22 protein-coding genes, 2 tRNA genes and 1 riboswitch are annotated in these 21,467 nt (G+C 38.4%); of the genes, 13 read left to right on the top strand and 11 right to left on the bottom strand.

What is annotated here, in order from left to right:
- The first annotated feature begins 79 nt into the window (after window positions 1-79).
- Window positions 80-685: an alpha/beta fold hydrolase gene (locus H5120_RS16330; protein ID WP_004334986.1), complete on the top strand. Its 606-nt coding sequence runs from the start codon at window positions 80-82 to the stop codon at window positions 683-685.
- Here H5120_RS16330 and H5120_RS16325 read toward each other — a convergent pair.
- Window positions 682-891 carry a hypothetical protein gene (locus H5120_RS16325; RefSeq protein ID WP_024597139.1) on the bottom strand — a complete coding sequence of 70 codons (210 nt, stop codon included), beginning with the start codon at window positions 889-891 and terminating at the stop codon, window positions 682-684. The genes H5120_RS16330 and H5120_RS16325 overlap by 4 nt on opposite strands.
- 334 nt (window positions 892-1,225) lie before the next feature.
- Here H5120_RS16325 and H5120_RS16320 point away from each other — a divergent pair, with 334 nt between their 5' ends.
- Window positions 1,226-1,699: a Dps family protein gene (locus H5120_RS16320; protein ID WP_182675516.1), complete on the top strand. Its 474-nt coding sequence runs from the start codon at window positions 1,226-1,228 to the stop codon at window positions 1,697-1,699.
- A gap of 285 nt (window positions 1,700-1,984) precedes the next feature.
- Here H5120_RS16320 and H5120_RS16315 read toward each other — a convergent pair whose 3' ends face one another.
- Window positions 1,985-4,927: a TonB-dependent receptor domain-containing protein gene (locus H5120_RS16315; protein WP_182675515.1), complete on the bottom strand. Its 2,943-nt coding sequence runs from the start codon at window positions 4,925-4,927 to the stop codon at window positions 1,985-1,987.
- Between the two features lie 238 nt (window positions 4,928-5,165).
- Here H5120_RS16315 and H5120_RS16310 point away from each other — a divergent pair, with 238 nt between their 5' ends.
- A complete protein-coding gene (locus tag H5120_RS16310) occupies window positions 5,166-5,918 on the top strand; it encodes a LytTR family DNA-binding domain-containing protein (protein WP_182675514.1) in 753 nt (250 codons plus the stop codon).
- Between the two features lie 22 nt (window positions 5,919-5,940).
- Here H5120_RS16310 and H5120_RS16305 read toward each other — a convergent pair whose 3' ends face one another.
- The 4 genes from H5120_RS16305 to H5120_RS16290 form a co-directional block, all read right to left on the bottom strand.
- Complete coding sequence (locus tag H5120_RS16305) at window positions 5,941-6,339, bottom strand: hypothetical protein (protein WP_182675513.1); 399 nt, start codon at window positions 6,337-6,339, stop codon at window positions 5,941-5,943.
- A 60-nt stretch (window positions 6,340-6,399) separates the two neighbouring features.
- Window positions 6,400-8,475: a S9 family peptidase gene (locus H5120_RS16300; RefSeq protein ID WP_182675512.1), complete on the bottom strand. Its 2,076-nt coding sequence runs from the start codon at window positions 8,473-8,475 to the stop codon at window positions 6,400-6,402.
- A gap of 137 nt (window positions 8,476-8,612) precedes the next feature.
- A complete protein-coding gene (locus H5120_RS16295; RefSeq protein ID WP_004335009.1) occupies window positions 8,613-9,176 on the bottom strand; it encodes a hypothetical protein in 564 nt (187 codons plus the stop codon).
- 96 nt (window positions 9,177-9,272) lie between these two features.
- A riboswitch (cyclic di-GMP riboswitch) is annotated at window positions 9,273-9,360 on the bottom strand.
- Window positions 9,361-9,448: 88 nt separating this feature from the next.
- Complete coding sequence (locus tag H5120_RS16290; RefSeq protein ID WP_182675511.1) at window positions 9,449-10,105, bottom strand: cytochrome b/b6 domain-containing protein; 657 nt, start codon at window positions 10,103-10,105, stop codon at window positions 9,449-9,451.
- Between the two features lie 107 nt (window positions 10,106-10,212).
- On the opposite strand from H5120_RS16290, the gene H5120_RS16285 reads away from it, so the two are divergent.
- From H5120_RS16285 to H5120_RS16275, 3 genes are all read left to right on the top strand, one after another.
- Window positions 10,213-10,917 (top strand): AzlC family ABC transporter permease, encoded by a 705-nt coding sequence (locus H5120_RS16285; protein ID WP_182675510.1) that lies wholly within the window; start codon window positions 10,213-10,215, stop codon window positions 10,915-10,917.
- Entirely contained in the window at window positions 10,914-11,213 is a 300-nt protein-coding gene (locus H5120_RS16280; protein WP_004335020.1) for an AzlD domain-containing protein, read from the top strand. Before H5120_RS16285 ends, H5120_RS16280 begins: the two co-directional genes overlap by 4 nt.
- Window positions 11,214-11,286: 73 nt before the next feature.
- Complete coding sequence (locus H5120_RS16275; protein WP_182675509.1) at window positions 11,287-11,784, top strand: glutathione peroxidase; 498 nt, start codon at window positions 11,287-11,289, stop codon at window positions 11,782-11,784.
- A gap of 118 nt (window positions 11,785-11,902) precedes the next feature.
- Here the strand turns inward: H5120_RS16275 and H5120_RS16270 are convergent, their stop codons facing one another.
- Entirely contained in the window at window positions 11,903-12,088 is a 186-nt protein-coding gene (locus H5120_RS16270; protein WP_007579801.1) for a PA3496 family putative envelope integrity protein, read from the bottom strand.
- Window positions 12,089-12,475: 387 nt separating this feature from the next.
- On the opposite strand from H5120_RS16270, the gene H5120_RS16265 reads away from it, so the two are divergent.
- Window positions 12,476-13,258 (top strand): YggN family protein, encoded by a 783-nt coding sequence (locus tag H5120_RS16265; protein ID WP_182675508.1) that lies wholly within the window; start codon window positions 12,476-12,478, stop codon window positions 13,256-13,258.
- A gap of 237 nt (window positions 13,259-13,495) precedes the next feature.
- On the opposite strand, the gene H5120_RS16260 is transcribed toward H5120_RS16265, so the two are convergent.
- Entirely contained in the window at window positions 13,496-14,938 is a 1,443-nt protein-coding gene (locus H5120_RS16260; protein ID WP_182675507.1) for a PLP-dependent aminotransferase family protein, read from the bottom strand.
- A 102-nt stretch (window positions 14,939-15,040) separates the two neighbouring features.
- Between H5120_RS16260 and H5120_RS16255 the strand changes: the two genes are divergently transcribed.
- Window positions 15,041-15,970: a DMT family transporter gene (locus H5120_RS16255; RefSeq protein WP_149594358.1), complete on the top strand. Its 930-nt coding sequence runs from the start codon at window positions 15,041-15,043 to the stop codon at window positions 15,968-15,970.
- A 37-nt stretch (window positions 15,971-16,007) separates the two neighbouring features.
- Here H5120_RS16255 and H5120_RS16250 read toward each other — a convergent pair whose 3' ends face one another.
- Window positions 16,008-16,877, bottom strand: coding sequence for a diacylglycerol kinase family protein (locus H5120_RS16250; RefSeq protein ID WP_182675506.1), 870 nt, complete (start codon window positions 16,875-16,877; stop codon window positions 16,008-16,010).
- Window positions 16,878-17,202: 325 nt separating this feature from the next.
- Here H5120_RS16250 and H5120_RS16245 point away from each other — a divergent pair, with 325 nt between their 5' ends.
- From H5120_RS16245 to H5120_RS16230, 4 genes are all read left to right on the top strand, one after another.
- Window positions 17,203-17,343, top strand: coding sequence for a hypothetical protein (locus tag H5120_RS16245; RefSeq protein WP_004335040.1), 141 nt, complete (start codon window positions 17,203-17,205; stop codon window positions 17,341-17,343).
- Window positions 17,344-17,561: 218 nt separating this feature from the next.
- Window positions 17,562-17,652, top strand: a tRNA-Ser gene (locus H5120_RS16240).
- Window positions 17,653-17,704: 52 nt separating this feature from the next.
- Window positions 17,705-17,797, top strand: a tRNA-Ser gene (locus tag H5120_RS16235).
- A 307-nt stretch (window positions 17,798-18,104) separates the two neighbouring features.
- Entirely contained in the window at window positions 18,105-18,593 is a 489-nt protein-coding gene (locus H5120_RS16230; RefSeq protein WP_024597153.1) for an RNA-binding protein, read from the top strand.
- Here H5120_RS16230 and H5120_RS16225 read toward each other — a convergent pair.
- Window positions 18,577-19,701, bottom strand: a complete 1,125-nt coding sequence (locus H5120_RS16225) for an aminotransferase class V-fold PLP-dependent enzyme (protein ID WP_182675505.1) — start codon at window positions 19,699-19,701, stop codon at window positions 18,577-18,579. The genes H5120_RS16230 and H5120_RS16225 overlap by 17 nt on opposite strands.
- A gap of 1 nt (window position 19,702) precedes the next feature.
- Window positions 19,703-20,872, bottom strand: coding sequence for a monodechloroaminopyrrolnitrin synthase PrnB family protein (locus tag H5120_RS16220; RefSeq protein ID WP_165744624.1), 1,170 nt, complete (start codon window positions 20,870-20,872; stop codon window positions 19,703-19,705).
- Window positions 20,873-21,008: 136 nt separating this feature from the next.
- On the opposite strand from H5120_RS16220, the gene H5120_RS16215 reads away from it, so the two are divergent.
- Window positions 21,009-21,464, top strand: coding sequence for an Lrp/AsnC family transcriptional regulator (locus H5120_RS16215; RefSeq protein ID WP_024604725.1), 456 nt, complete (start codon window positions 21,009-21,011; stop codon window positions 21,462-21,464).
- Window positions 21,465-21,467: the final 3 nt, after the last annotated feature.

Here is a 21,467-nt window from a genome sequence, read left to right as displayed (position 1 = left end):
ATAATTTTTAACGCAGGTAGCGGATTATTTAATACGCTAGGATGATCATGTTTTTAATAAAATTGGTATTAGGGAGCATATGAAAGTTAAACACGTTATTGTTTTACATGGCTTGTATATGTCTGGCTTTGTTATGCGCCCACTTTGTTCACGACTTGAAGAATCGGGTATGACGGTATTAAACATTACCTACAATACGCTCGACCCTCACCGCGATACCATATTTGCACAAATTGATGAGTGTATTTCTAACGAACCTGCAGCGCTTGTATGCCACTCAATGGGAGGGCTAATTGCACGTGCTTACCTAGAGGCAAACTCTCCTGCTAGCCAGAATATTACGAAGGTAATTACACTGGGTACTCCACATAAAGGCAGCCATATAGCGCAAAAAATGAAGCAAAAAGGGTTTGAATCATTTTTAAAAAATAGTGTTGAGTTTTTGCTTACTAAAAATGGTAATTGGCCTTTTAAAGCTAAGCTTTATAGTATCGCAGGGGATTTACCTATTGGGCTTATGCCTTTAATAGTCAAAGGTAGTCAGTCAGATGGCACCGTATTACTAGATGAAACCAAACTTAAAGGTATGGCCGAACACAAAGTGTTTCATTTAAGCCATACCAGTATGATTTACTCGCGCCAAGTACTCGATTACATTTTAAAGTGCTTAAACGAGAAAGATTAATCCTCTGCATTGGCTGCTATTTTATAACTAATTAAAAATATCACAGCCAGTATCAGCGGAATGGGCGCCGCAATGTAGCCAAAAAAATCTGAGTTCGCAAAGCTTGCACCTGCTAAGTGCGCTACTAGCCCTAGCACAAATGCGATGACTGCAATTCCTACCACAATTAACTCTGCTTTATTTTGTTTCGCTGTTTTTGCATGCATGTTATCTCTCCTAATTATTTCGACAACATTATTATGCGCCATTAGGGTGGATGATTTTTGACCTACATCAATAAAAAAATAGCTAAGTTATTACCTTGAATAAAGTTTGTTTTAGATCAAGATTTATATACTTCTGGGTTTTATTTATTTTTGAGGGGTAGTATTTTTATTAATCAGTCCCATTTCTATTAATAGTCTAAAGTGAATACAGGTATCAAAAACAGCTAATAGGTTAAAACTATTAACTAGATACATTTAAACGATTTTACTAATTTATCGAAATTAGTAATACTTATCACAAGTTCACAAACAAACGGTTATTCAGGAGCAAGTTATGTCATATGTAAACGCAATTGGTCTAAACAGCGCAAAAAGCGAAGACATCATAAAGTCACTCAATACATTATTGAGTAGCTACCAGATTCAATACATGAACGCGCGTGGCTTTCACTGGAATATTAAAGGCCGTAACTTTTTTGAACTACACGTTAAGTTTGAAGAAATTTATAACTTACTACTTCTCAAAGTAGATGAAGTTGCAGAACGTATTTTAACGTTAGATGGCGCACCACTACATGCATTTTCTGATTACCTTGAAGTAAGTAAAATTAAAGAAGCTAAAGGTATTAGTGATGGCGTTACAGCCGTAGAGAACCTACTTGCTGGTTACAGTACATTAATTCACATGCAGCGTGAAATTTTAACTCAAGCTGGTGATGCAGACGATGAAGGTACAGCCTCACTAATGAGTGATTACATCTCAGAGCAAGAAAAGCTGGTTTGGATGTTAAAAGCTTACTTAGACTAAAGTTAAGCAAAAAAAAGCCCTCAATGAAGAGGGCACAAATAGGGATAAATCGTTAAATAATCAAGCGATTCGGTTACTATATTAGCCTCCTCCCCATACTAAACAACGCCCCTGTTACCAGTGGCGTTGTTTTTGGTTTAAGTGGGCACAATACTTATATATTGGGATAAACGATGTATAAAAAATTACTGCCGCATTATTTTTTCCAATAAAAAAGCCCCAGCAATACTGAGGCTTTGTGAACGTAACTAATTAAGTAACTATAGTTAGTGTCGTTATTGTTGGTTAGAATTTACTTCTAAAACCAATGTAGAATGATTGTCCAATTGGGTCATACGTACCTGCATCCGTTTCAGTACCCGTGCTTGAACCACTTACACCCGATAAAATGCGTGGTGGCTCTTTATCAAATAAGTTACTCGCACCAGCGTAAAGCTCTGTTGAATCGCTGATATGGTAACTTGCTTGAACATCATGATATGTCACTGAACCAATCCCTACTCCACCTGGAGCAATACCAAAACCACTTAAGAATTGATCATCAAAGTCTGCAGCGCCAATGTAAGTTAAGCTCCAGTTAAAATCAAAGTCGTTAAGTTTATAACCAAAGTTCCAGTTAGCTTTATGCTCTGATGCACCAATCTCTCCAGCAAACTCATCTTTATCAGCGCCCGGAAGTGGAATGCTATAACCATCGATTAGGTAAGTATAAGCAAGGCGAGTTCTAAACGCACCTGGTCCAATATCAGTAGAGTACGTCAGTGTTAAATCAACGCCTTCTGTACCTAAACCACCACTGTTAGATACACCGCTATCAATAAACTCTAGTGAACCAGCACTATTATTACCTGATGGCGCACTACGACGAGTTATAAAGTCACAAAAGCTTGTATCGCCGCCGCCATAACATTGGTCAAGAATAAACTGACGAGGTGTTGACACGATTGCATCTGTAATTTCGATATCAAAGTAATCAAGCGTAATATCTAGGCCTGATATTAGATTTTCTGGTGTAAATACTAAACCTACTGTTACAGAGTCACCAACTTCTTCTTTTAAATCTTGGTTGCCACGGTTAAAGCCACTAATACCTTGTAAGTCAGACTGGTTAAGCGTGAACTCGCCATTTGAAGCGATATTAGTTGTAACACCAACATCTGTACGACAAGCATCACCTGCGGCACCACCGCCACTATTAGTAACCCCTAAACATGGATCGTTTAAACCGCTTGGAAAAGTTTGTGAAGGTGGAGAGAATAACTCATCAATATTTGGAGCACGCGTTGAACGTGCACGGGTAGCACGTAAACGTAAGCTATCCATTACTTCCCAGTCTACACCCACGTTCCAACTTTCAGTATTGCCTACTGTTGAGTAGTCAGACAAACGAACTGCTGCATTCATAGTTACAGAATCAAGCACAGGGATATTTGCTTCTACATAATACTCAGTTACGTCAAACGAGCCTTCTGTTGCTGGAATTGCATTACCCGCATTAAGGCCAGCTTGCTGTAGAGCATCAAATTCACTGCGTGAGAACTCTTCGCGGTATTCAAAACCAGCAGCGATACCTACAACACCCGCTGGTAGTTCAAATAAATCACCTGAAATATTACCACCAATAATTTCTTGCTCAACCGACGTTGAAAGTGAGCTAGGTGCACTTACAAAATCAATCGCACCTTGTGATAACGAATTGAAACCGTAAATATTTACCGGTGCACAGTTAAAGCCACGTGCTGTCGCATCGATACAAATAGCCTCATCAGTAATACCATCGCCATCTAAGTCTTGGCTATCGATAACAGCTTCTAAACCTTGACGAAAACTTTGTACATTAACTAGACCGCCTGATACTTGTTGCTCTTTTGTCTTACCATATACATAGTAAGTATCGTAGAACCAACCATCGGCTATTTCACCTTGAAAACCAAGCGCTAAACGGAATGTGTCACGCTCTGCTCGTGCTCCACGGTTACCTACATCACTTAAGCGCTTTGCAAAAAAGATATCTCGTGCGCCATCACCATCAGTATCAGTTGCTGCGTTATATATATCATCTGGAACAAACGCATTACGTAGAAGCTCACCGTTTACGTTAAATTCAATTGGTACTTGGCCATTTGCATAAATGTCGTCAGAGGCGAAAGGAAATGGCTCTAATTCAGAAACGGTCGTTGTTGCGGCGTAAGTACCTTCATAAAAAAAGCTATGTTTGTCGCTTAACTCGTAGCTACCGTTTGAGGCGAATAAATAACGTTCTGTAGGTATCGCTATCGTACGTACACCGCTTCGGTTAAAACCATTTGCAGCTACGCCATCGCCACCGTTAGTACTAAATGAGTTTTGTAGGTTGTTTGCATCATTAAACGTAAAAGTTTCATCCCCAGCGCTAAAGCGACCCTGTGGCGGAAATGAAGATAAAAATGGGCTTACAGCATCAAATACAGAGCCTGGGTTTGCTGCTGGATCATCTTCAAAGAAAATACCTGAAAATTGGTCTACTGCCGAGCGGTCACGGTCACGTGAAAAAACAGCACCTTGATCCGAATACCCAAGGTGGAACATCGCGTGCCCTTTCCCATCTGAGCTTGATAAGCCTGAGGTAAAGTTAAATTGGCGTGATTCATCATCGCCTTCGCTTGATTCACCATATTGGCCTTCGAATTCAACACCTTCAAAATCATCTTTTAAAACAAAGTTAACTACACCAGCAACAGCGTCAGAACCATAAACAGATGAAGCACCACCTGTCATAATTTCAACACGTTCGATAAATTGACTCGGGATAGTATTTAAATCGACAGCAGAGCTACCAGGTACACCTGATACATAACGACGACCATTTACTAAAACCAATGTACGGTTAGAGCCTAAATTACGTAAATCAACAGTAGCAACACCCGCACTTGCGGTATTAAAGTTTGAGTTAGTACGGCTAATAGCTGGTGTACCAAATGCAGGGTTCTCTAATAGTAAGTCTTGAATATTTAACGACCCTGATGCATCAATCGCTGCACTATCTACAACTTGGATAGGTGCTGATGACATTGCCTCAGCTGAACGAATACGAGAACCTGTAACTTGTACGCGTTCTATTTTAGTTATTTCGTCATCTTCTGCAGCCACACCTTGAAATGAAAAGCTTGCAAGTATCGCGCTGCTTAGCGCAACTGTTAACGACGATTTTTTAAATAGTCGCGCGCTACCTTTGTTAGTTAATGTCATATAATTCCCCTGAATTGTTATTTTTGTAACTAAATGGTTACTTCGCGGATTACAGTAAGGGGATTTATTTAAACACTCTACGGGCATTATTTATGAGGCGTAGTCTTTGGTACGAATAGCAGCTTTTATGGGATGAATCAGTACGTCACAATTATTTTATAAATATATTGTACTTTTCATAACAGTTTTTCCGCTAAGCACGGTCTTTATTATTATATACAGCAAGAGATATAAAATAATGATCGCTTCTTTTCATGCATTAACTTTTGTTAGTAACACTAAGTTTGCAACATTTTTAACAAAGCGTGTGCAAGATCACCGACACTTTGAATCTCAATCTTTTCTTCAAACAAATAGATTAGATCAAATAGACACAGATCAATACAATGTACTGTTTTACGAACTAACCAACCTAGCTGACCCTATGCAAATAGTGCATTTAACTGAGCTTGCTAAAAAGCTGAAGTTAGTCATTATTGCTCAATCGGGACATTTTGCGAGTTTTGCCTTTGAAGTTGGCGCTGTAGATTTTTTAATATTAGATTCAAATGCATCACGTATTGATAAATGCTTTGATAAGCTGGTTCACCTTTGCCCGATTGCAAGTGCGGCCGAACGCCAATACCAGCAAAGCACACAAGCTGAAAAGCCATCATCACATATTGTGGTTAAAGATGTAGGTAAGGTAAGGCTAATTGATATAAATGATATTATTTGGATTAATGGTGCGGGCAACTATGTAGAGCTGCATTTTACCCAAGGTAATACGCCGGTACTACATCGCGAAACCATGAAAAATATTGAACAACAGCTAGAACCAGAAGGGTTTGTTCGTATTCATCGTTCAACGCTGGTAAGAAAACAAGCTATTTGCGAACTGATGCCTACTGACAGTGGCGATTATAAAGTAAGGCTGAAAAACGATATGTGTTTAAACCTTTCACGGCGCTATAAAGGGTGTTTAGAGAGTATTATAAGCCCTCTTCAATAGCGGTTTATAATACTCATGTTAGTTACCAGTTCTGTTTTATATAACTGTCATTTGGGTGCACTAATAAATAGCTGTCGGTATCTTTATAAAAATTAACTTCTACATCGCTATTTTTCCATACTTTTTCAAACATATTTTTAGCTATGATATTAATGTTTATATAGTCAACTCGTTGATAGCCACGTTCTTTTACACCGGCAAAATAGGTCTCTAATGAATCGAGGCCATCCAAAGTTAACAGCTCAAACTCTCTTAAATTAACAACCACATACTTAATCGTATTTTCAGGGTGAGTGCTCAGCTCCTGAACAACGCCATTAGTTAACAGCGTAATGCCTTCATTGTTAAAGCTCCCCTTTAATTCTAAATACATTAGAGGGGGCTGTGAACAAATCTGAAATTCACCATGTGCTCCAAACATAAATCGCCTTACATATATCAACTTCTATATATAGGATAATACAATTTTCTGATTTTGCAGTTAATTTAATAAAGCAATAAAAAAGGCCATTTCGAGTGCTTTTTCCTCTAAACTTTTAAAGCGACCTGATGCACCACCGTGCCCTGCATCCATATCGGTTTTAAATACTAAAATATTACTATCTGTTTTAAGCTCACGCATTTTTGCAACCCACTTCATAGGCTCCCAATACTGCACTTGTGAGTCGTGAAGGCCGGTAGTAACGAGTATGTTCGGATAGTTTTGTGCGCGAATATTGTCATACGGTGAGTAAGCTTCAATTACATCATAAAACTGAGGCTCATTTGGATTACCCCATTCATCGTATTCATTTGTTGTGAGCGGAATACTCTCATCAAGCATCGTGGTTAATACATCTAAAAATGGTACATGGCAGCCAACACCGCAATATAACTCTGGTGCTTGGTTTACAACTGCCCCCATCAATAAACCACCTGCACTGCCGCCTGAGGCAAACACCTTGCTGCTATCACAATAGTTTTGCGCAACAAGTGCTTTTGTCACGTCAATAAAGTCACTAAAGCTATTTTGTTTATGCTCTTTTTTACCTTGTTCGTACCACTGACGACCTAGCATTTCAGAGCCTCGAACATGTGCTATTACATAAACAAAGCCACGATCGAGCAAGCTCAATGACGAACTAGAAAAACTAGGATCAATCGTATAGCCATAGGCGCCATAACCGTATTGAAATAACGGATTTGTGCCATCTTTTTTAAAGCTGTCTTTTCGATAAACAACTGATACGGGTACTTTAACTCCGTCGCGAGCCATTACCATTAATCGCTCCGACTGATAGTCATCGGCATTAAAACTACCGAGTACTTTTTGCTGTTTAAGTAGTGTTTTTTCGCCGGTTGCTAAATCAACGTCATATAACGAACCTGGTGTTGTTAAGCTTGAGTAATAAATACGCGCAGTGCGAGTGTCTGGCTCTGGGTTCATTGCTATTGCAGCATAATAACAAGGATCGGCAAACTCAAGTGCCATACGATCCCCTTGCCTATTAACAACTACAAATCGAGCTTGCCCTTGTTCGCGTTCACTCAATACTAAAAAGTCATTAAATAACTCGACACCTTCAAGCAGGACATTTTCTCTGTGAGCTGTATGCTCAAACCATTGAGTTTTATCAGCAATCGTTTCGTTTGTTGCCGTCATTAATCTAAAGTTTTTAGCTTGCCAGTTAGTCACAATATAAAATGTATCACCTAGCTTATCTACGTCAAACTCGTGGCCATCTTCACGCGGCATTAATGCTTTAAATTCGCCAGTGGGCTTATTAGCATCAAGCACCCATGTATCGTTGGTCTCTGTCGATGCCAAATCAATAATAATTAAGCTTTCATCGCGGCTTTTACCAAGTCCCATAAAAAAGCTGCTGTCTTGCTCTTCGTAGACCATTACGTCTTGGCTTTGCTCGCTGCCAAGCTCATGCCTAAATACTTGGTATCCTAATAGTGTTTTTAAATCTTTTTTTACATAAAAAACAGTTTTATTGTCGTTAGCCCAAACAACTTGTCCTTCTGTATTTTCAAGTACATCAGGTAGCATTTCACCGGTCGCTAAGCTTTTAAAGCGAACATTATAAATACGACGACCTTCAGTATCTTCAGAGTAAGCCATAAGCTGCTCGCATGGACTTAGTGCGACTTCGCCCAGCTCAAAAAACTCAAATCCTTCAGCTAATACATTCACATCGAGTAAAAGCTCTTTATTATCGGCCTTTATGCTCGTACTTCTATAATGACGCGAGTATTCATCATCACCACGAACTTCTGAGTGATACCAGTATTTCCCGTCTTTAACGGGTACCGAATTATCATCTTTTACAATGCGTGCTTTTAACTCTTCAAAAAGTGTATTTTGTAATGGCTTCATAGCAGCTAACTGTTCATCGCAGTACGCATTTTCAGCATGTAAATGCGCAAGTACTTGCTCATCCTGGCGATCGTCATCGCGCATCCAATAGTAATTATCGGTACGTATCTTATTATGAGTACTTAATGTATGGGCTTGCTGTTTAGCAATCGGGAAATTAGGTAATAAACTTAAAGAGAAGTCAGGACGAGACACAACAAAACCAATTAAAAAAATAATGTGATTTGCAGTTTATCATAAAAATAAAAAAGCCCATCCAATAGTTGGATGGGCTAAAACGGTAAACGCTTCATTACTAAAACCGCTATACCTTTGGGAAGATAATTTAAGCTTTATATTTGCTGCCAAGCCATAGCCCAGCTTTGCCCTACACCGGGTTCGAACATAGAATTATTATCGTCATTCGTGCGGCAAAACTCATTAAATGGCCAAGGCCTGCATTGATATACATGCCCAGTTTTTGGCTGCAATACCTTTGTACCCGCATTATAGTTTTCGCAATTTTCAGGGTACACGTAATCATAAGTATCAAGGTTATTAACAACACGCTCATCGCATTTTGCAATACAATGAAAGTCGACGTGTGCTTTACATATACCACTGCTTTGCAAAGCAAAAATTTCATTATTTCTATAGGCTACAATTAAACCCTGTTCGGTCATTTTACCTGCGCTAACCAGAGGAACATGTACATTAATATGCTCGGCAACTAAACGTGGCCATGCGTGAGGCTCACCTTGCTCAAGCGAGGTGATCTTGTAATCAAATGATAAACTAACCAGCTCTCCTTGCATGTCGTAAAAGGTTACACTCACCACATCACCAATAAATAATTGGGTATGATGATTTAAGCAACCTATTGTTGACCACTTTCCACAGGCCAACGACGTATGCATAAACACGGCAACACCTTAAGAGTTACAAAATCTTATCCATACACTATGGATACACAAAAAATACACTGAGGGCAAGTGATACATAACAACACGTTATGCAGTAGTCCCGCTAGCATAGCTTTTAAAAAGCCTTAGACCGGAAACTTTGCGTCCTAACCTTTCGGCTAGTTTGCCAGCAATGCGGCGATTATAATTCGACCCCGCATAACAATCAAACAAAAGAATGCAACCAAAAACAAAAACCAATCCTTTAAGATTGGTTTAATGTGTTTTTAACTAAATAAATAAGTTAAAGGCTCTTTCGCCCACGTAAATACCAGCAACACCAATAAAGATATAAATATTAACCACGCAGGCCAAGACGCTTTTGTTACTTTAGCCTCAGAGTCATCCGCTTTTAACTCTTTTGAGCCTGTGATCATCGCCTTAACTAGCGGTTTGCCTTTTATTCTATAAACAATAATAGCTAATACATGCAAGCCAATAGCATAAAGTAAAATGTCAAAATTCAGCTCATGTAGCCAATTGGCAAAATCAATCGTATCGCTAGACACATATTGAGCAAGCGGCCCGTCAGTTAAAATACCATCACTGCTCATTAAGCCACTTGCAAGTTGCGTTATGATCAATATAAAAAACACTATCACCATACAGCTACCGAGTGCTGAATGGCCTAACGAGTCGCTTGGTGTTTTTAGCGCCTTTAAAATAGCACTAGGAGAGTGCAGTAACCCACTTAATCTCGCGGTTTTACTACCAATAACACCCCATATTAAACGTGTTACTATAAGTGCTAAAGTAAAAAAACCTGCAACAAAGTGAAGCTCAATCATGCCCTCTTCAATACTAAAATAAAGCACTGCAATACTTACAACCAAAAACCAATGAAAGCATCTAATAAACCCATCCCACACTTTTAACGTCGTCATTGTGCCTATCCTTAAAAAAACAGTATTATTTAATTTGTTAACTACTTTAACATCATAATATTAAGGTATCCTTATGAGCCATTCTACAAGCCGTGAGAGTAAATATCATGCAACCAGTTAAAAAAGCTATTTTAAAAGGCTTTTTAGATATGCTACCACTGTGTTTAGCCGTTGTTCCTTGGGGTATTTTATGCGGCTCTTTAGCGATTCAAAATGGTTTTAGCGCCTTTGAAACCCAAGCAATGTCGTTATTAGTATTTGCAGGCTCTGCACAGCTTGTTGCGATTGAACTTATGGCGAGCAACACACCATTGCTCACAATTTTATTCACAACATTTATTATTAGCTCTCGGCACTTTTTATACGGTTTAGCTGTGCGTCATAAAGTCATTGATCAACCTATGCGTTGGCGCTTACCGGTGAGCTTTGTTTTAACCGACGAGCTGTTTGCGTTTTCTCATCATCGAAAAGCATACAGAACAAAAACACGCTTAATATACGCATTGAGCGCTGGTTTTAGCTTTTATATTGCATGGAATATTTGGACGTTAATTGGCATTGTAGCGGGCACAATGCTGCCCGACTTAACTAATTTAGGGCTCGACTTTGCCATTGCTGCCACGTTTATCGCGTTGGTTATTCCGGGAATCAAAAATTTGGCCTCACTCGTTACGGTAATTGTAGCAGGCGTTAGCGCAACGCTTTTAAAAAGTACCGGATTTGAGTTATGGCTTGTTTGCTCAGCGCTGCTGGCAATGGCCGCAGGTTATAGCACAGCAAGGCTAACCGCTAAAAAGGAAGCAACGCTATGATGACAACTATTTTACTCATGGCGTGCATTACATTTTTTACGCGTTATTTATTTTTACACCGCGCTTTACCGTTTAAAGTAGGTCCTAAAATGCAGCAATTTTTAAGCTTTAGTGCACCTGCGGTGCTTACAGCAATTTGGGTGCCTATCGTGTTTTTGAATGAAGATGGCATTAACTTAAACTGGCAAAACCCTTATTTAAGCGCAGCGATAGTCGCCATCATTGTTGCCTATAAAACACATAATATTTATTACACAACGCTTGCCGGTATGGGGCTATTTCTGATTTTAAATTAGAGCGCTCTTTATACTTTATGAAATACTGTACTCAGGTTAAAATACCTATAACAATAATAAAAAAGACGCCAATATGCACAAATTCCATCAATTAAGCGCAACAAGCTTGCAGGGTCAACCTATTAACTTTAGTGATTTTGAAGGTAAGGTTGCGCTTATTGTTAATACCGCAAGTAAATGTGGATTTACCTACCAATACGAGTCGCTTCAAGCTTTGCATAATAAATATGCCAGCCAAGGTTTAGTTATTTTAGGGTTTCCGTGTAATCAATTTGGTCAGCAAGAACCCGGCGACGCTACACAGATAGAGCAAGGGTGTTTAATTAATTTTGGTGTGAGTTTTTTAATGGCGGCCAAAGTAGATGTAAACGGTAAGCATGCTCACCCAGTCTTTCGTTTTTTAAAATCGGCTTTACCTGGTTTTTTAACACGTAAAATAAAGTGGAATTTTACTAAATTTTTAATTGCCGCAGATGGCACGCCAATTAAACGTTATGCACCTTTTACTAAACCCGAAAAGCTAGAACTTACAATTCAAAAAGCTTTGGCACAGGCTAAAAGCACGCTTTAAAAAGTAATAAAGAGGCGCAAGGCCTCTTTATTGCCAATACTATTGAAACTTAAACATACGCATAACTGCACATTTAAACTCTCAATATTAATTGGTATTTTATTTATACTAGTGAAATTTAATCGGTGTAATCGCTTAAATCGTCTTCGCCTAGATTTTTACGCAAGCGTTTTTGCTCAAGGTAGTCTTCCAACTTCTTTTTAACCTTTTGCTTGTTCTTATCGTGTTGATTACGGCCGAGCATTTCGTACTCGTCTTCAACAAAATCGTCATCTAGCGCATCGTAACTAAATGTCTTACCCACAACCCACTCCATAAAGTGTTTGAGACCAACCAAGGATTTTATTATCGCAATAGTCGGTAAAATTAAAATGTTTAACGTCAAAATGCTGTGCAAATTAACATCAAAATAAAGCCACGTGACTACTGTAAATAGTCTTCATGTCAGTAATGTGAATAAATAGCGCTAAATTTGAATTGAGGAAAGTGAGAGTTTTTTATCGTATCGATAAATAAAATTTATTAATTTTTATTAGTTAGCCAATTTGACTAAAAAATAGTTATTTATTAATTGATTTCATTTACTAAAAAACAAACAAAAACAGTTAACCATATGTTTTATATTAAAAAATAAAACTGGCATCAAACTTGTTATTAATTAATCGTCATCAACAAAAAGTAGAGAACAAACATGAAAAAATTACTATTAGTTAGCGCATTAATTTGTTCACCAGCCGCTATGGCTCATAACGATAACGATTCTGCAATTTCATTTAGTAATGATGAATGTAACGTCGAATTTAAAAATGATGTGCGCATTAAGCCAAACGAATTGGAAATTTTTACCGCCAACAATAAAACCATGCAGTTTAATACCCATGGTGACTTAACTGTAAATGGCGAATTTGTAGCACTAAATAGCTCACAACGCGAAGCGCTAAACAAGTACTCTGATAGTTTACGCACACAATTACCTGAAGTAGCTAATATAGCGCTTGAGGGTGTTAAAATTGCAGGAGTAGCATTAGAAGAAGTAGGCAATGCATTTAATATTGACGGTCTTGATAATATGTCTGAGCTTATGGATGACATTAAAATCGAAGTAGAAAACACATTTTACCAGCAAGGTACATTTGTGATGGGCCAACAAAGTTTTAATCAATTTGGCGAAAACTTTGAACAACAATTTGAGCAGCAGATAGAAACAGCGGTGATGCAATCAATGGGCAGTATTTTAGTAGCTTTAGGTTCTGAGTTACTTGGTTCAGGCGGTGATATGGATGCTTTTGAACAACGTATGGAAAATATGGGTGCACAAATAGAAGAAAAAGTAGAGCTACATGCAAGCGCACTTGAAGAACGTGCTAACTCTTTATGTGGAAACTTTGCTGATATTGCAAAACAAGAAGAGCAATTAGTAATGCAATTGCCTGAGCTTAAAGGTTACCAGTTATTTAGCTTTAAACAAAATTAGTACAGCAAACGTTATTTAACATCCCTTTGGCAGCACTTAAGTTTACTTAAATGCTGCTTTTTTGTATTTCGTTGACTTATACCAACCTGCATAAATCTTTGATCAGTTTAACGAATTAAATTGCACTATAACGTCGTTAAAAATTTTTATTTAGAACAACTAGATACAAAAACTTTTGCCTAGTTCTAGCGTAATTTTCTTAACGTTAAATAGACCCCATATATAAGCAGATTGGTATTACTTTTTAGCTAATAAAGTAAGCTTACCCAATGTAACTATTGCTTGCTCAATTTGCGCGTTCCATTGCACACCATAACTTAACCTTACACAGCTTTTATATTTATTAGAGGCTGAAAAAATAAGCCCTGGGGTTATGCTAATACCCACTTCAAGTGCAAGTAAAAATAACTTTTGGCTATCGTATTCGCCTCCTAAATCAAGCCACATTACGCAACCTCCTTTTGGATCGCTTATACGTGTATTTTTTGGCATAGCTTGTTGTAAGCACCATCGCATACGCTCTTTGTTATCGCGCAGGCGTTGCCTAAGTACTTTTAAATTTCGGTCGTACTCGCCGCTGGCAATAAACTCAGATAACGTCCATTGGTTTATTAACGAAGCAGAGCAACTTAGTGCTCTTTTATATCGCCTTGCTTGCGTTGCAAATTTACCCGCAACTAACCAACCTACACGATAGCTCGGCGCTGCCGTTTTAGAAAAAGATGAGCAACTAATCACTAATCCTTTTTTAGAGTACGTTAAAGCAGGTGTGCCACGTTTTGCCGTAAAATATAAATCGCCATATACGTCATCTTCAATAAGCACTACGTCATGACTTTCAAGTAGCTCCACCAGCTGCTGTCTATTTGTATCAGGCATAAAGCTGCCCACAGGGTTACTAATTGCAGTCGAGAATAAACACGCTTTTATGTCATGCTCATTTAAAGCGCGTTCCAAATCACTTAACCAAATACCATTATCTGGGCACAGTGGTATTTCGAGCGCTTTAAGCCCTAGGCTTTCTATTAACTCGATAATCCCGTGATAGCAAGGCGTCTCAATGGCAACTACATCGCCTGGCTTTGTTACACACTTAAGTGCAATAGCCATGGCTTCTTGTGCACCATTGGTGATCACAAGCTCGTCCATATTTATACCAATACCAAAATCTAAATAGCGATGCACCAATTGCTTTTTCAGCGGCACAAACCCATCTGTTGGTCCATAGTTAATAGCTTTACTGCCAGCTGTAGTCATTACTCGGCGCATATTTCTGGCAAGCGCTTTATCGGTAGGTGCAGCGGCTATAGGGTTAGCGATACCAAAAGGGACTATGTTCGCTTGATGAATGGCGCTGTATACCTGCTCTATTAAGGCTTGTTTATTTACCACAACAGGTTCGCGACTTAACTTAACTCGCTTAGGTAAGTTATGCGCGGCGTTAACAGCTTTTAAAAAGTAGCCTGATTTTTCGCGCGCCTCTACTAGCCCTTGATCCTCAAGTGCTTGATACGCTTGTTTTACAGTGGGAATACTTATATTTAAGTTATCTGCCATTTTACGCAGTGATGGTAGTTTTTCGCCGGGGAGTAAAACCTGTTGAGCACTCATATCCCTAATTAACTGAATAACTTGTTGATATAAAAAATCGTGCCCTTGGCTATTTTTTTGTCTTATCATCACACACCAAATCTGTATAGGTTACATTTTTACTTTTCTGTATATGGTAAGTATACAGATAGGTCTTAAAATAGCCATTCAATCGGGCTTTGAGGACTAACCATGAAAAGTGCAGCGTTATACATTACAACCGTTTTAATTTGGGGTTCTACTTGGTTAGCCATAGAATTTCAATTAGGCGATATTGCAGTCGAGTTATCGTTATTTTATCGCTTTGCTATTGCAGCGCTTTTAATGTGGTTATATGTAGCGTACAAAAAACCCGACATGCGTTTCTCATTAGTCGATCATGGCTTTTTTGCTTTATTAGCTCTGTTTAACTTTGGTTTAAATTACTTAATGCTTTACTGGGCACAAAATTACCTAACCTCAGCCATGAGCTCCATTGCCTTTTCGATGCTGCTGGTTATGAACATAGTTAACACTCGATTATTTTTTGGTAAACCAATCTCAAAGCGAATTTATACAGGAGCTGTTCTTGCTGTATTAGGTATTACGTGTCTGTTTTGGCCGCAGTTACAGCAGTTCGACTTAAGTAATGGTGCATTGGTCGGGTTACTACTTGCTCTTGGCGGTACCTTTGTGGCTTCATTGGGCAACATGGTAAGCGTTCGAAATTCTCGTAAGCAAATTGGTGTATTACAAGGTAATGCATGGGGCATGTTATATAGCGCCGTAGGCTTAGCGCTATATGTATTAATGAATGACGTGCAATTTAGTGTAAACGCGCCACCGAGTTACTGGTTATCATTACTTTACTTATCAATATTTGGCACCGTAATCGCTTTTGGTTGTTACTTTGCACTACTAAAAAATATAGGCCCTGAAAAAGCCAGCTACGTTATTGTTTTATTCCCATTAGTGGCAGTAACACTGAGTAGCTTTTTTGAAGGGTTTGAATGGCACGCAAATACCTTTGCAGGATTTAGCCTCGTGCTATTAGGTAACGCCATTGTGCTTACCCCAACAAAACGAATCAACGCCTTTTTAGCTAATAGAGCAATAGCTAAAAGTGGCTCCGTCCCCAGTTAGACGCGTTATTAACGCAACTAACGCAAAAGCGCCTACTTTACTGTAGGCGCTTTTTTATTGGCATATGAAAAAGTAAGGCCTGTCCATGCACACTAATAACGGCAGGAGTCTTACCTATCAGCTCACCATCTGCTTCAATCAATAGCCCTTCAGTATTTATGGAAGCTGTATTTAAGCGACTATAGGTAAGGTTTTTTATATACTCATGACGCTTAAAAAATAACTTAATAAAGCTTATTACATTATAAAAAAGCCCACCCGATCGCATTTGATAACACTCAAGCTGGCCATTAATTAAATCCGCTTTTGGCGCTATTTTTAGTCCGCCACCAAAGTACTTATGATTAGCAAATACAGTAATTAAATTTTGATACTGCCGAGCATCGTTATTAAACGTACCTTGTAACTGCTGAGCTTGATAATAAAATAGCTCTTTGATACTCGTCCAACTGTAATCAAAAGATGAAAAATTAGCTTTATCGTTAATAGTTTTAATCACATGAGCATCAAATCCTACCCCTGCAATATTAATAAAATAGCGGCTATTAATTTTTCCTATATCAATTGCTGTCGGTGTATTAAATAATGCCTTTCGCCAATCATCTTCTTTGCAATTAAACCCTCTGGAGAAATCGTTACCTGTACCGCAAGGTAATAATGCTAACGAACAACTGCTCCCTATTAGCGCATTAACCGCCAAGTTCAATGTACCATCACCACCTAGTGCAACTACTTTGGTAAAGTCACTCAGCAACAACCTTATTTGAGCGCAGTCATCGTCAAAGCTTCCCGTTGTAGTAAATATACAATAAGAAAAGCTGCGTTTTTTACAGATATTTTTAAGCCATGCCAATGATTTTTGGCTCTGTTTTTTGATACTTGGTTTAATAATTATTAGTAGTGACAAGCTTTTGTTTCCAGCAATGTATTTTAGAGTGAGATAACAAACGTTTAATTGAATTTTTTTAATCTGAATAAATAATCAAAAAACATTGTATAAAATGCATAAAAATAAATTAAAAAATCAAAAACCCCAACAACAAAGGGGTTAAAACCAACCGCCATATAAATAGCTATGCAAAAACAGTAATAAAACTTACTGAATCGCACATTAATAAAATCAATTCAGATTAGTTTAACTAATCCCTCAGGCTCAATTTTTATCGTTGTATTTTTAATCAAACAACGTGCAAAATGCACGCGATTTCAACAGATACAACCGGAGCAAAATAATGAAACCAATTAATACATTAAATCAAACAGCAGCAGCGCAAGTAGCCGTTAAACCAACTAACCGTAAAGCAAGAATGTTAGCTAAACTTAACACTATTGGTAAAAGACTAGCACTTAGCGGTGCAGCTCAATATAAATAATCACCCAACCATGATTATTTTTCGGTGCAGCGAACACTCAACCACTAAATGAAGTCACTTATTTAGCTCCCATTGTTTGCTGCAACCTATTTATTTTATTAAAAATTGCCTTAATTTCCCCTTATTTACAAAAAAAACCTCATTTACGTACGTTTTTTAGGCAAACAGTCATTTTGCTATTTACACAGCGGTATCACCTAAGTATTATTCTGCGTCACGGAGAGATGGCAGAGTGGTCGAATGCACCGGTCTTGAAAACCGGCATGGGTTTATAGCCCATCTAGGGTTCAAATCCCTATCTCTCCACCATATTTTAATTGGTGGCTTTTTTTACTTCCATCAATACAAACGGTTATGCGTTGGAGAGGTGTCCGAGTGGCCGAAGGAGCTCCCCTGCTAAGGGAGTATAGAGTTTGTAGCTCTATCGAGGGTTCGAATCCCTCCCTCTCCACCATACTTAATTTAAACCACTTAATTGTGGTTTTTTTGTGCCTAAAATTTAACACCGATACTAAATTGGGAGGGTGAGAACCCTCGACAGGGTTCGACAAAATGTCTGGAACATTTTGGGCCGCTGCAAGCGTCGCGCAGCGATTGATTACATGAATGTAAGCAAGTCTATCCCTCCCTCTGGACCATACTTAATTTAAACCACTTAATTGTGGTTTTTTGTGCCTAAAATTTATAAAAACTAAACAAATTGTGCCTAGTAATAACTTAGGGCATTATTAACACAACTTTAGCCACTTTTAGGTTTAGCTATGATCCGGTTCATATTGCTATCATTTTGCGCGGCAGCACCATTTTTTACCTTGGCACAAAGTACAACAGTGTATAAGTGTGTAATTAAGGGCGTTCCTACTTTTAGCCAAACGCCTTGCGCTAAAGATGCACAAGTTATTACTCTAAAAGATATAAATGTAATTGAAGCATATAAAAGCTCTACGCCCGGTAAAGGTATTACCGATACCTCTGTTGATGACTACTTAGAGGTTCAGCAAATAGAGCGTGAAATAAAGCGCCTTGAGCTATCTATTGAACAAAGCCAAAAAGAATACGCAGCTAAAAAACAACAAATAGATTATATGACCCAAGATAAGGCCAATCGTTTAGGCGCTTCGTCTATTGCTGATGCTATCGCAACTAAAACAAATTCATTAAAACAAGCCTACGACGCATCAATTAGTCAAACGCAGCAAAAAATAGAGTCATTAAAGCAAAGAAAGCAGCAGCTTAGCCAAAACCCTTAAGCGCTCGTTTTACTATAGAAATAAATTGCGCAACGTCTTCTTGAGTATTATAAACATGTGGCGATACTCGTATTCCAAATTTGCGAGCATCTACACTGACTTTCGCTTTATTAAGCTCTGTAAGTACATGGTCTTGTTGCTTATTAAAAAACAAAATAACAGTCCCGCTGCATTTATCACCACTCATAGGTGATGCAACATATTCGCTTAGTTGCTCATGAATAAGCGTAAGCATCGCTAAGTTATGCACCCTTACCTTGTGAGCTGTTAGCTCTGCAAAGTAGGCAATACTATTTGCGGCAATAATATAAGGCGCTACAGAAGGGGTGCCCCCCCAAAACTTAAGCGCACTGGCGTTATATTCAAAGTGGTTAATATCGAACTCAAATGGATTTTGATGCGAAAACCAACCCACATCTTTAGGCTCACAATACTCTATTTGATTTTTGTTAACCCATAAATAAGCTGCACCTGGGCCACCACATAACCATTTAACGCTCGAGCCAATCATAAAGTCCGCATCGAGCACGCTTAAATCAAGCGGTATAACACCCGCTGACTGAGCAACATCAACTATTGATAAACTATTGGTTAATTTACTTATAGCTACAATATCGTACACAGGCGCCTGTACACCTGTATTTGAATACACATGGCTTATAAAAACTAAATCGATATCACAAGTTATATAACGCTGCCAAACACTAATATCTGTTAGGTTTTCGTGCTCAGGTATAAATATGATTTGCGCGCACTTTGGCAACGCTTTTTGCATTGCAAAACCCATACTCGGAAAATCACTTTGCGCCATAAGCACTTTACAATTTTTTTGCTGTAGCCGTGGATGCGACATAAGCAATTTTGTTAAGCCACTTGATAAATTAACCTGAGGACAAAACTGCGAACTAGGCGCATTAAATAACTTACCAAGCGCGGTAGTAAATTGCTCAACTGCGGGCAGCCATTGTTGCCAAGGTTCTTTATTTGAGCTCTCCCACGGTAAAAAGTAGTGCTGTGCTAAATATTGCTGCGTATTTTTAAGAGGACGCCCTACCGAGTGGTTTAGTAAATAACAGCCATCAGCCATACAAAAATCATTTTTAAGCATGCTATTTAACCCATTCTTTAAGTGTATTTAGATCGTCAAAACGTGTTTTTATATCGTCGCGTTTTGCGCTAGCTCGCCTATCTCTTAATTTTTCGAGCGAATCAAGTAACACATTAAGCGGCGGACCACTTGCTGTTACCTTGCTCATATGCTGCTGTTGCATATTTTTTGAAGGCTGAGCAATAAACTTTTCAACCAGTTGATTATGATGACCGACTGCGGTGTCCCCATGTAATTTACACACTTGAATAAATAACGTTGCGTGGCTTTTAAACCAATCTGTATTTTTATATGGCTCTGCTTGTAAAAAGTCATCCATAAAGCTTTGCATACGCATGGCTTCTCGCAGGATTTGTTGATCCTCTGGCATCATATATAAAAACTTATCCACCAGCATTTGCGAGTAACTAGGTTCATTTGCGCTACAAAGCCCTAGTAACATATCAATCACGTTAATACCTGCAAAGTCACCAGCATTTGCACCTCTGTAAACCTCTTTACCTACACGGTACGGTTTATAATAAGGGCGAACGCAGTTAAAAAAGCGATCTGTATCGAGCTCAGAATAAAGTGCATTGTTTGACTCAATTACATCTATAAGCGCTTGTTTAGCTACTTTTAATAACTCACCACACAAGGGATGTGAAATACCTAACGGCAATATTTTTAATAAAGCATCACTTGCCCGTTTGTAGGCCAAAATACCTTGGGTGTTGTAATCAAGAAACAGCTTTTCATCAGGTAAATTAGTAAATCGTTTATAAATACCGTTAAGTGCTTTGTTATGAGTAGTTAAGTGGGCGGTAGCAAAACGAGGGGTTACGCCAATGGATGCGCCTATATGCATAGCAAGCGCTGAGGCTTCAATTAGCGGTGAAGTGGTTTCTCTGCTTGGCTCAGTAATTTCATGGCGCCTACACGCTGCCATAAATAATCCTACGTTACCGAGTAAGTCAAAAGCGCTATCAAAGCCTTGATCTGTGTTTCCCTCGGCTAATAAATTACTAATTAATGCGTTGCCTTCTTTTTCTAATTGTTGCTTTAAGGCCTCACCTATTCCTTCTACATTTGCTTTATCGGTTTGCTGCCAATAAAGCTGCTCTAATTCACTATTTAAAGTGACAAACTCTGTTCGTATCCAGTGATCGAAAATAGCGGTATGTGTGTTCATTGGTGTGCTCTATTATTTTTATAGTTAAATGCTAACAGAGTTCAATTAGGGTAAAACGCCAAAAAAATTAGTAAAAACTGCAATACTTAGCAATAATCACTACAAATACAAAAATAATTAATAAAAGCCGACAACTATGTTAGATAAAAAAGACCAGCAATTACTCATTGCACTGCAAAGCCAAGCTCGTATGTCGGTTTCAGATTTAGCTGGCAGTATTAACCTATCGGATACACCTTGTTTAAGGCGTATAAAAAAGTTAGAGCAAGAAAACATTATTACCGGCTACCACGCCGCCATAAATCCCAAAGCACTTAATCTTAATGTATTGGTATATGCGTTTGTACGATTAAGCCAAAACTCGGTTAGTGCTGCAGAGCAATTTGAGCAACATGTAGAAAAATTACCACATGTATTAGAGTGTTGTGTAATATCAGGAAGCTATGATTATTTATTAAAAATCATTGCACATGATCTTGAGAGCTACGAAACGTTTGTGAAACATCAACTAGGTGGCTTAAGCTGTATCGCAAATATAGAATCAACAGTTGTGCTTAAACAATCATTTAGCAAAAAACAGTTACCTTTATAAAAA

It is taken from the genome of Pseudoalteromonas sp. SR43-2 (assembly GCF_014163885.1).
GTDB lineage: Bacteria > Pseudomonadota > Gammaproteobacteria > Enterobacterales > Alteromonadaceae > Pseudoalteromonas > Pseudoalteromonas distincta.
Note: the sequence above shows the minus strand (reverse complement) of the source record. Positions and strands in the feature narration are given on the sequence as shown.

What these genes read in the sequence shown, in the direction of transcription:
- H5120_RS16225 (WP_182675505.1), bottom strand. Translation starts at nt 19,701, where the DNA reads ATGCTTAAAAATGATTTTTGTATGGCTGATGGCTGTTATTTACTAAAC.
- H5120_RS16280 (WP_004335020.1), top strand. Translation starts at nt 10,914, where the DNA reads ATGATGACAACTATTTTACTCATGGCGTGCATTACATTTTTTACGCGT.
- H5120_RS16260 (WP_182675507.1), bottom strand. Translation starts at nt 14,938, where the DNA reads ATGATAAGACAAAAAAATAGCCAAGGGCACGATTTTTTATATCAACAA.
- H5120_RS16320 (WP_182675516.1), top strand. Translation starts at nt 1,226, where the DNA reads ATGTCATATGTAAACGCAATTGGTCTAAACAGCGCAAAAAGCGAAGAC.
- H5120_RS16285 (WP_182675510.1), top strand. Translation starts at nt 10,213, where the DNA reads ATGCAACCAGTTAAAAAAGCTATTTTAAAAGGCTTTTTAGATATGCTA.
- H5120_RS16265 (WP_182675508.1), top strand. Translation starts at nt 12,476, where the DNA reads ATGAAAAAATTACTATTAGTTAGCGCATTAATTTGTTCACCAGCCGCT.
- H5120_RS16255 (WP_149594358.1), top strand. Translation starts at nt 15,041, where the DNA reads ATGAAAAGTGCAGCGTTATACATTACAACCGTTTTAATTTGGGGTTCT.
- H5120_RS16315 (WP_182675515.1), bottom strand. Translation starts at nt 4,927, where the DNA reads ATGACATTAACTAACAAAGGTAGCGCGCGACTATTTAAAAAATCGTCG.
- H5120_RS16290 (WP_182675511.1), bottom strand. Translation starts at nt 10,105, where the DNA reads ATGACGACGTTAAAAGTGTGGGATGGGTTTATTAGATGCTTTCATTGG.
- H5120_RS16295 (WP_004335009.1), bottom strand. Translation starts at nt 9,176, where the DNA reads ATGCATACGTCGTTGGCCTGTGGAAAGTGGTCAACAATAGGTTGCTTA.
- H5120_RS16230 (WP_024597153.1), top strand. Translation starts at nt 18,105, where the DNA reads ATGATCCGGTTCATATTGCTATCATTTTGCGCGGCAGCACCATTTTTT.
- H5120_RS16330 (WP_004334986.1), top strand. Translation starts at nt 80, where the DNA reads ATGAAAGTTAAACACGTTATTGTTTTACATGGCTTGTATATGTCTGGC.
- H5120_RS16310 (WP_182675514.1), top strand. Translation starts at nt 5,166, where the DNA reads ATGATCGCTTCTTTTCATGCATTAACTTTTGTTAGTAACACTAAGTTT.
- H5120_RS16325 (WP_024597139.1), bottom strand. Translation starts at nt 891, where the DNA reads ATGCATGCAAAAACAGCGAAACAAAATAAAGCAGAGTTAATTGTGGTA.
- H5120_RS16245 (WP_004335040.1), top strand. Translation starts at nt 17,203, where the DNA reads ATGAAACCAATTAATACATTAAATCAAACAGCAGCAGCGCAAGTAGCC.
- H5120_RS16215 (WP_024604725.1), top strand. Translation starts at nt 21,009, where the DNA reads ATGTTAGATAAAAAAGACCAGCAATTACTCATTGCACTGCAAAGCCAA.
- H5120_RS16275 (WP_182675509.1), top strand. Translation starts at nt 11,287, where the DNA reads ATGCACAAATTCCATCAATTAAGCGCAACAAGCTTGCAGGGTCAACCT.
- H5120_RS16305 (WP_182675513.1), bottom strand. Translation starts at nt 6,339, where the DNA reads ATGTTTGGAGCACATGGTGAATTTCAGATTTGTTCACAGCCCCCTCTA.
- H5120_RS16220 (WP_165744624.1), bottom strand. Translation starts at nt 20,872, where the DNA reads ATGAACACACATACCGCTATTTTCGATCACTGGATACGAACAGAGTTT.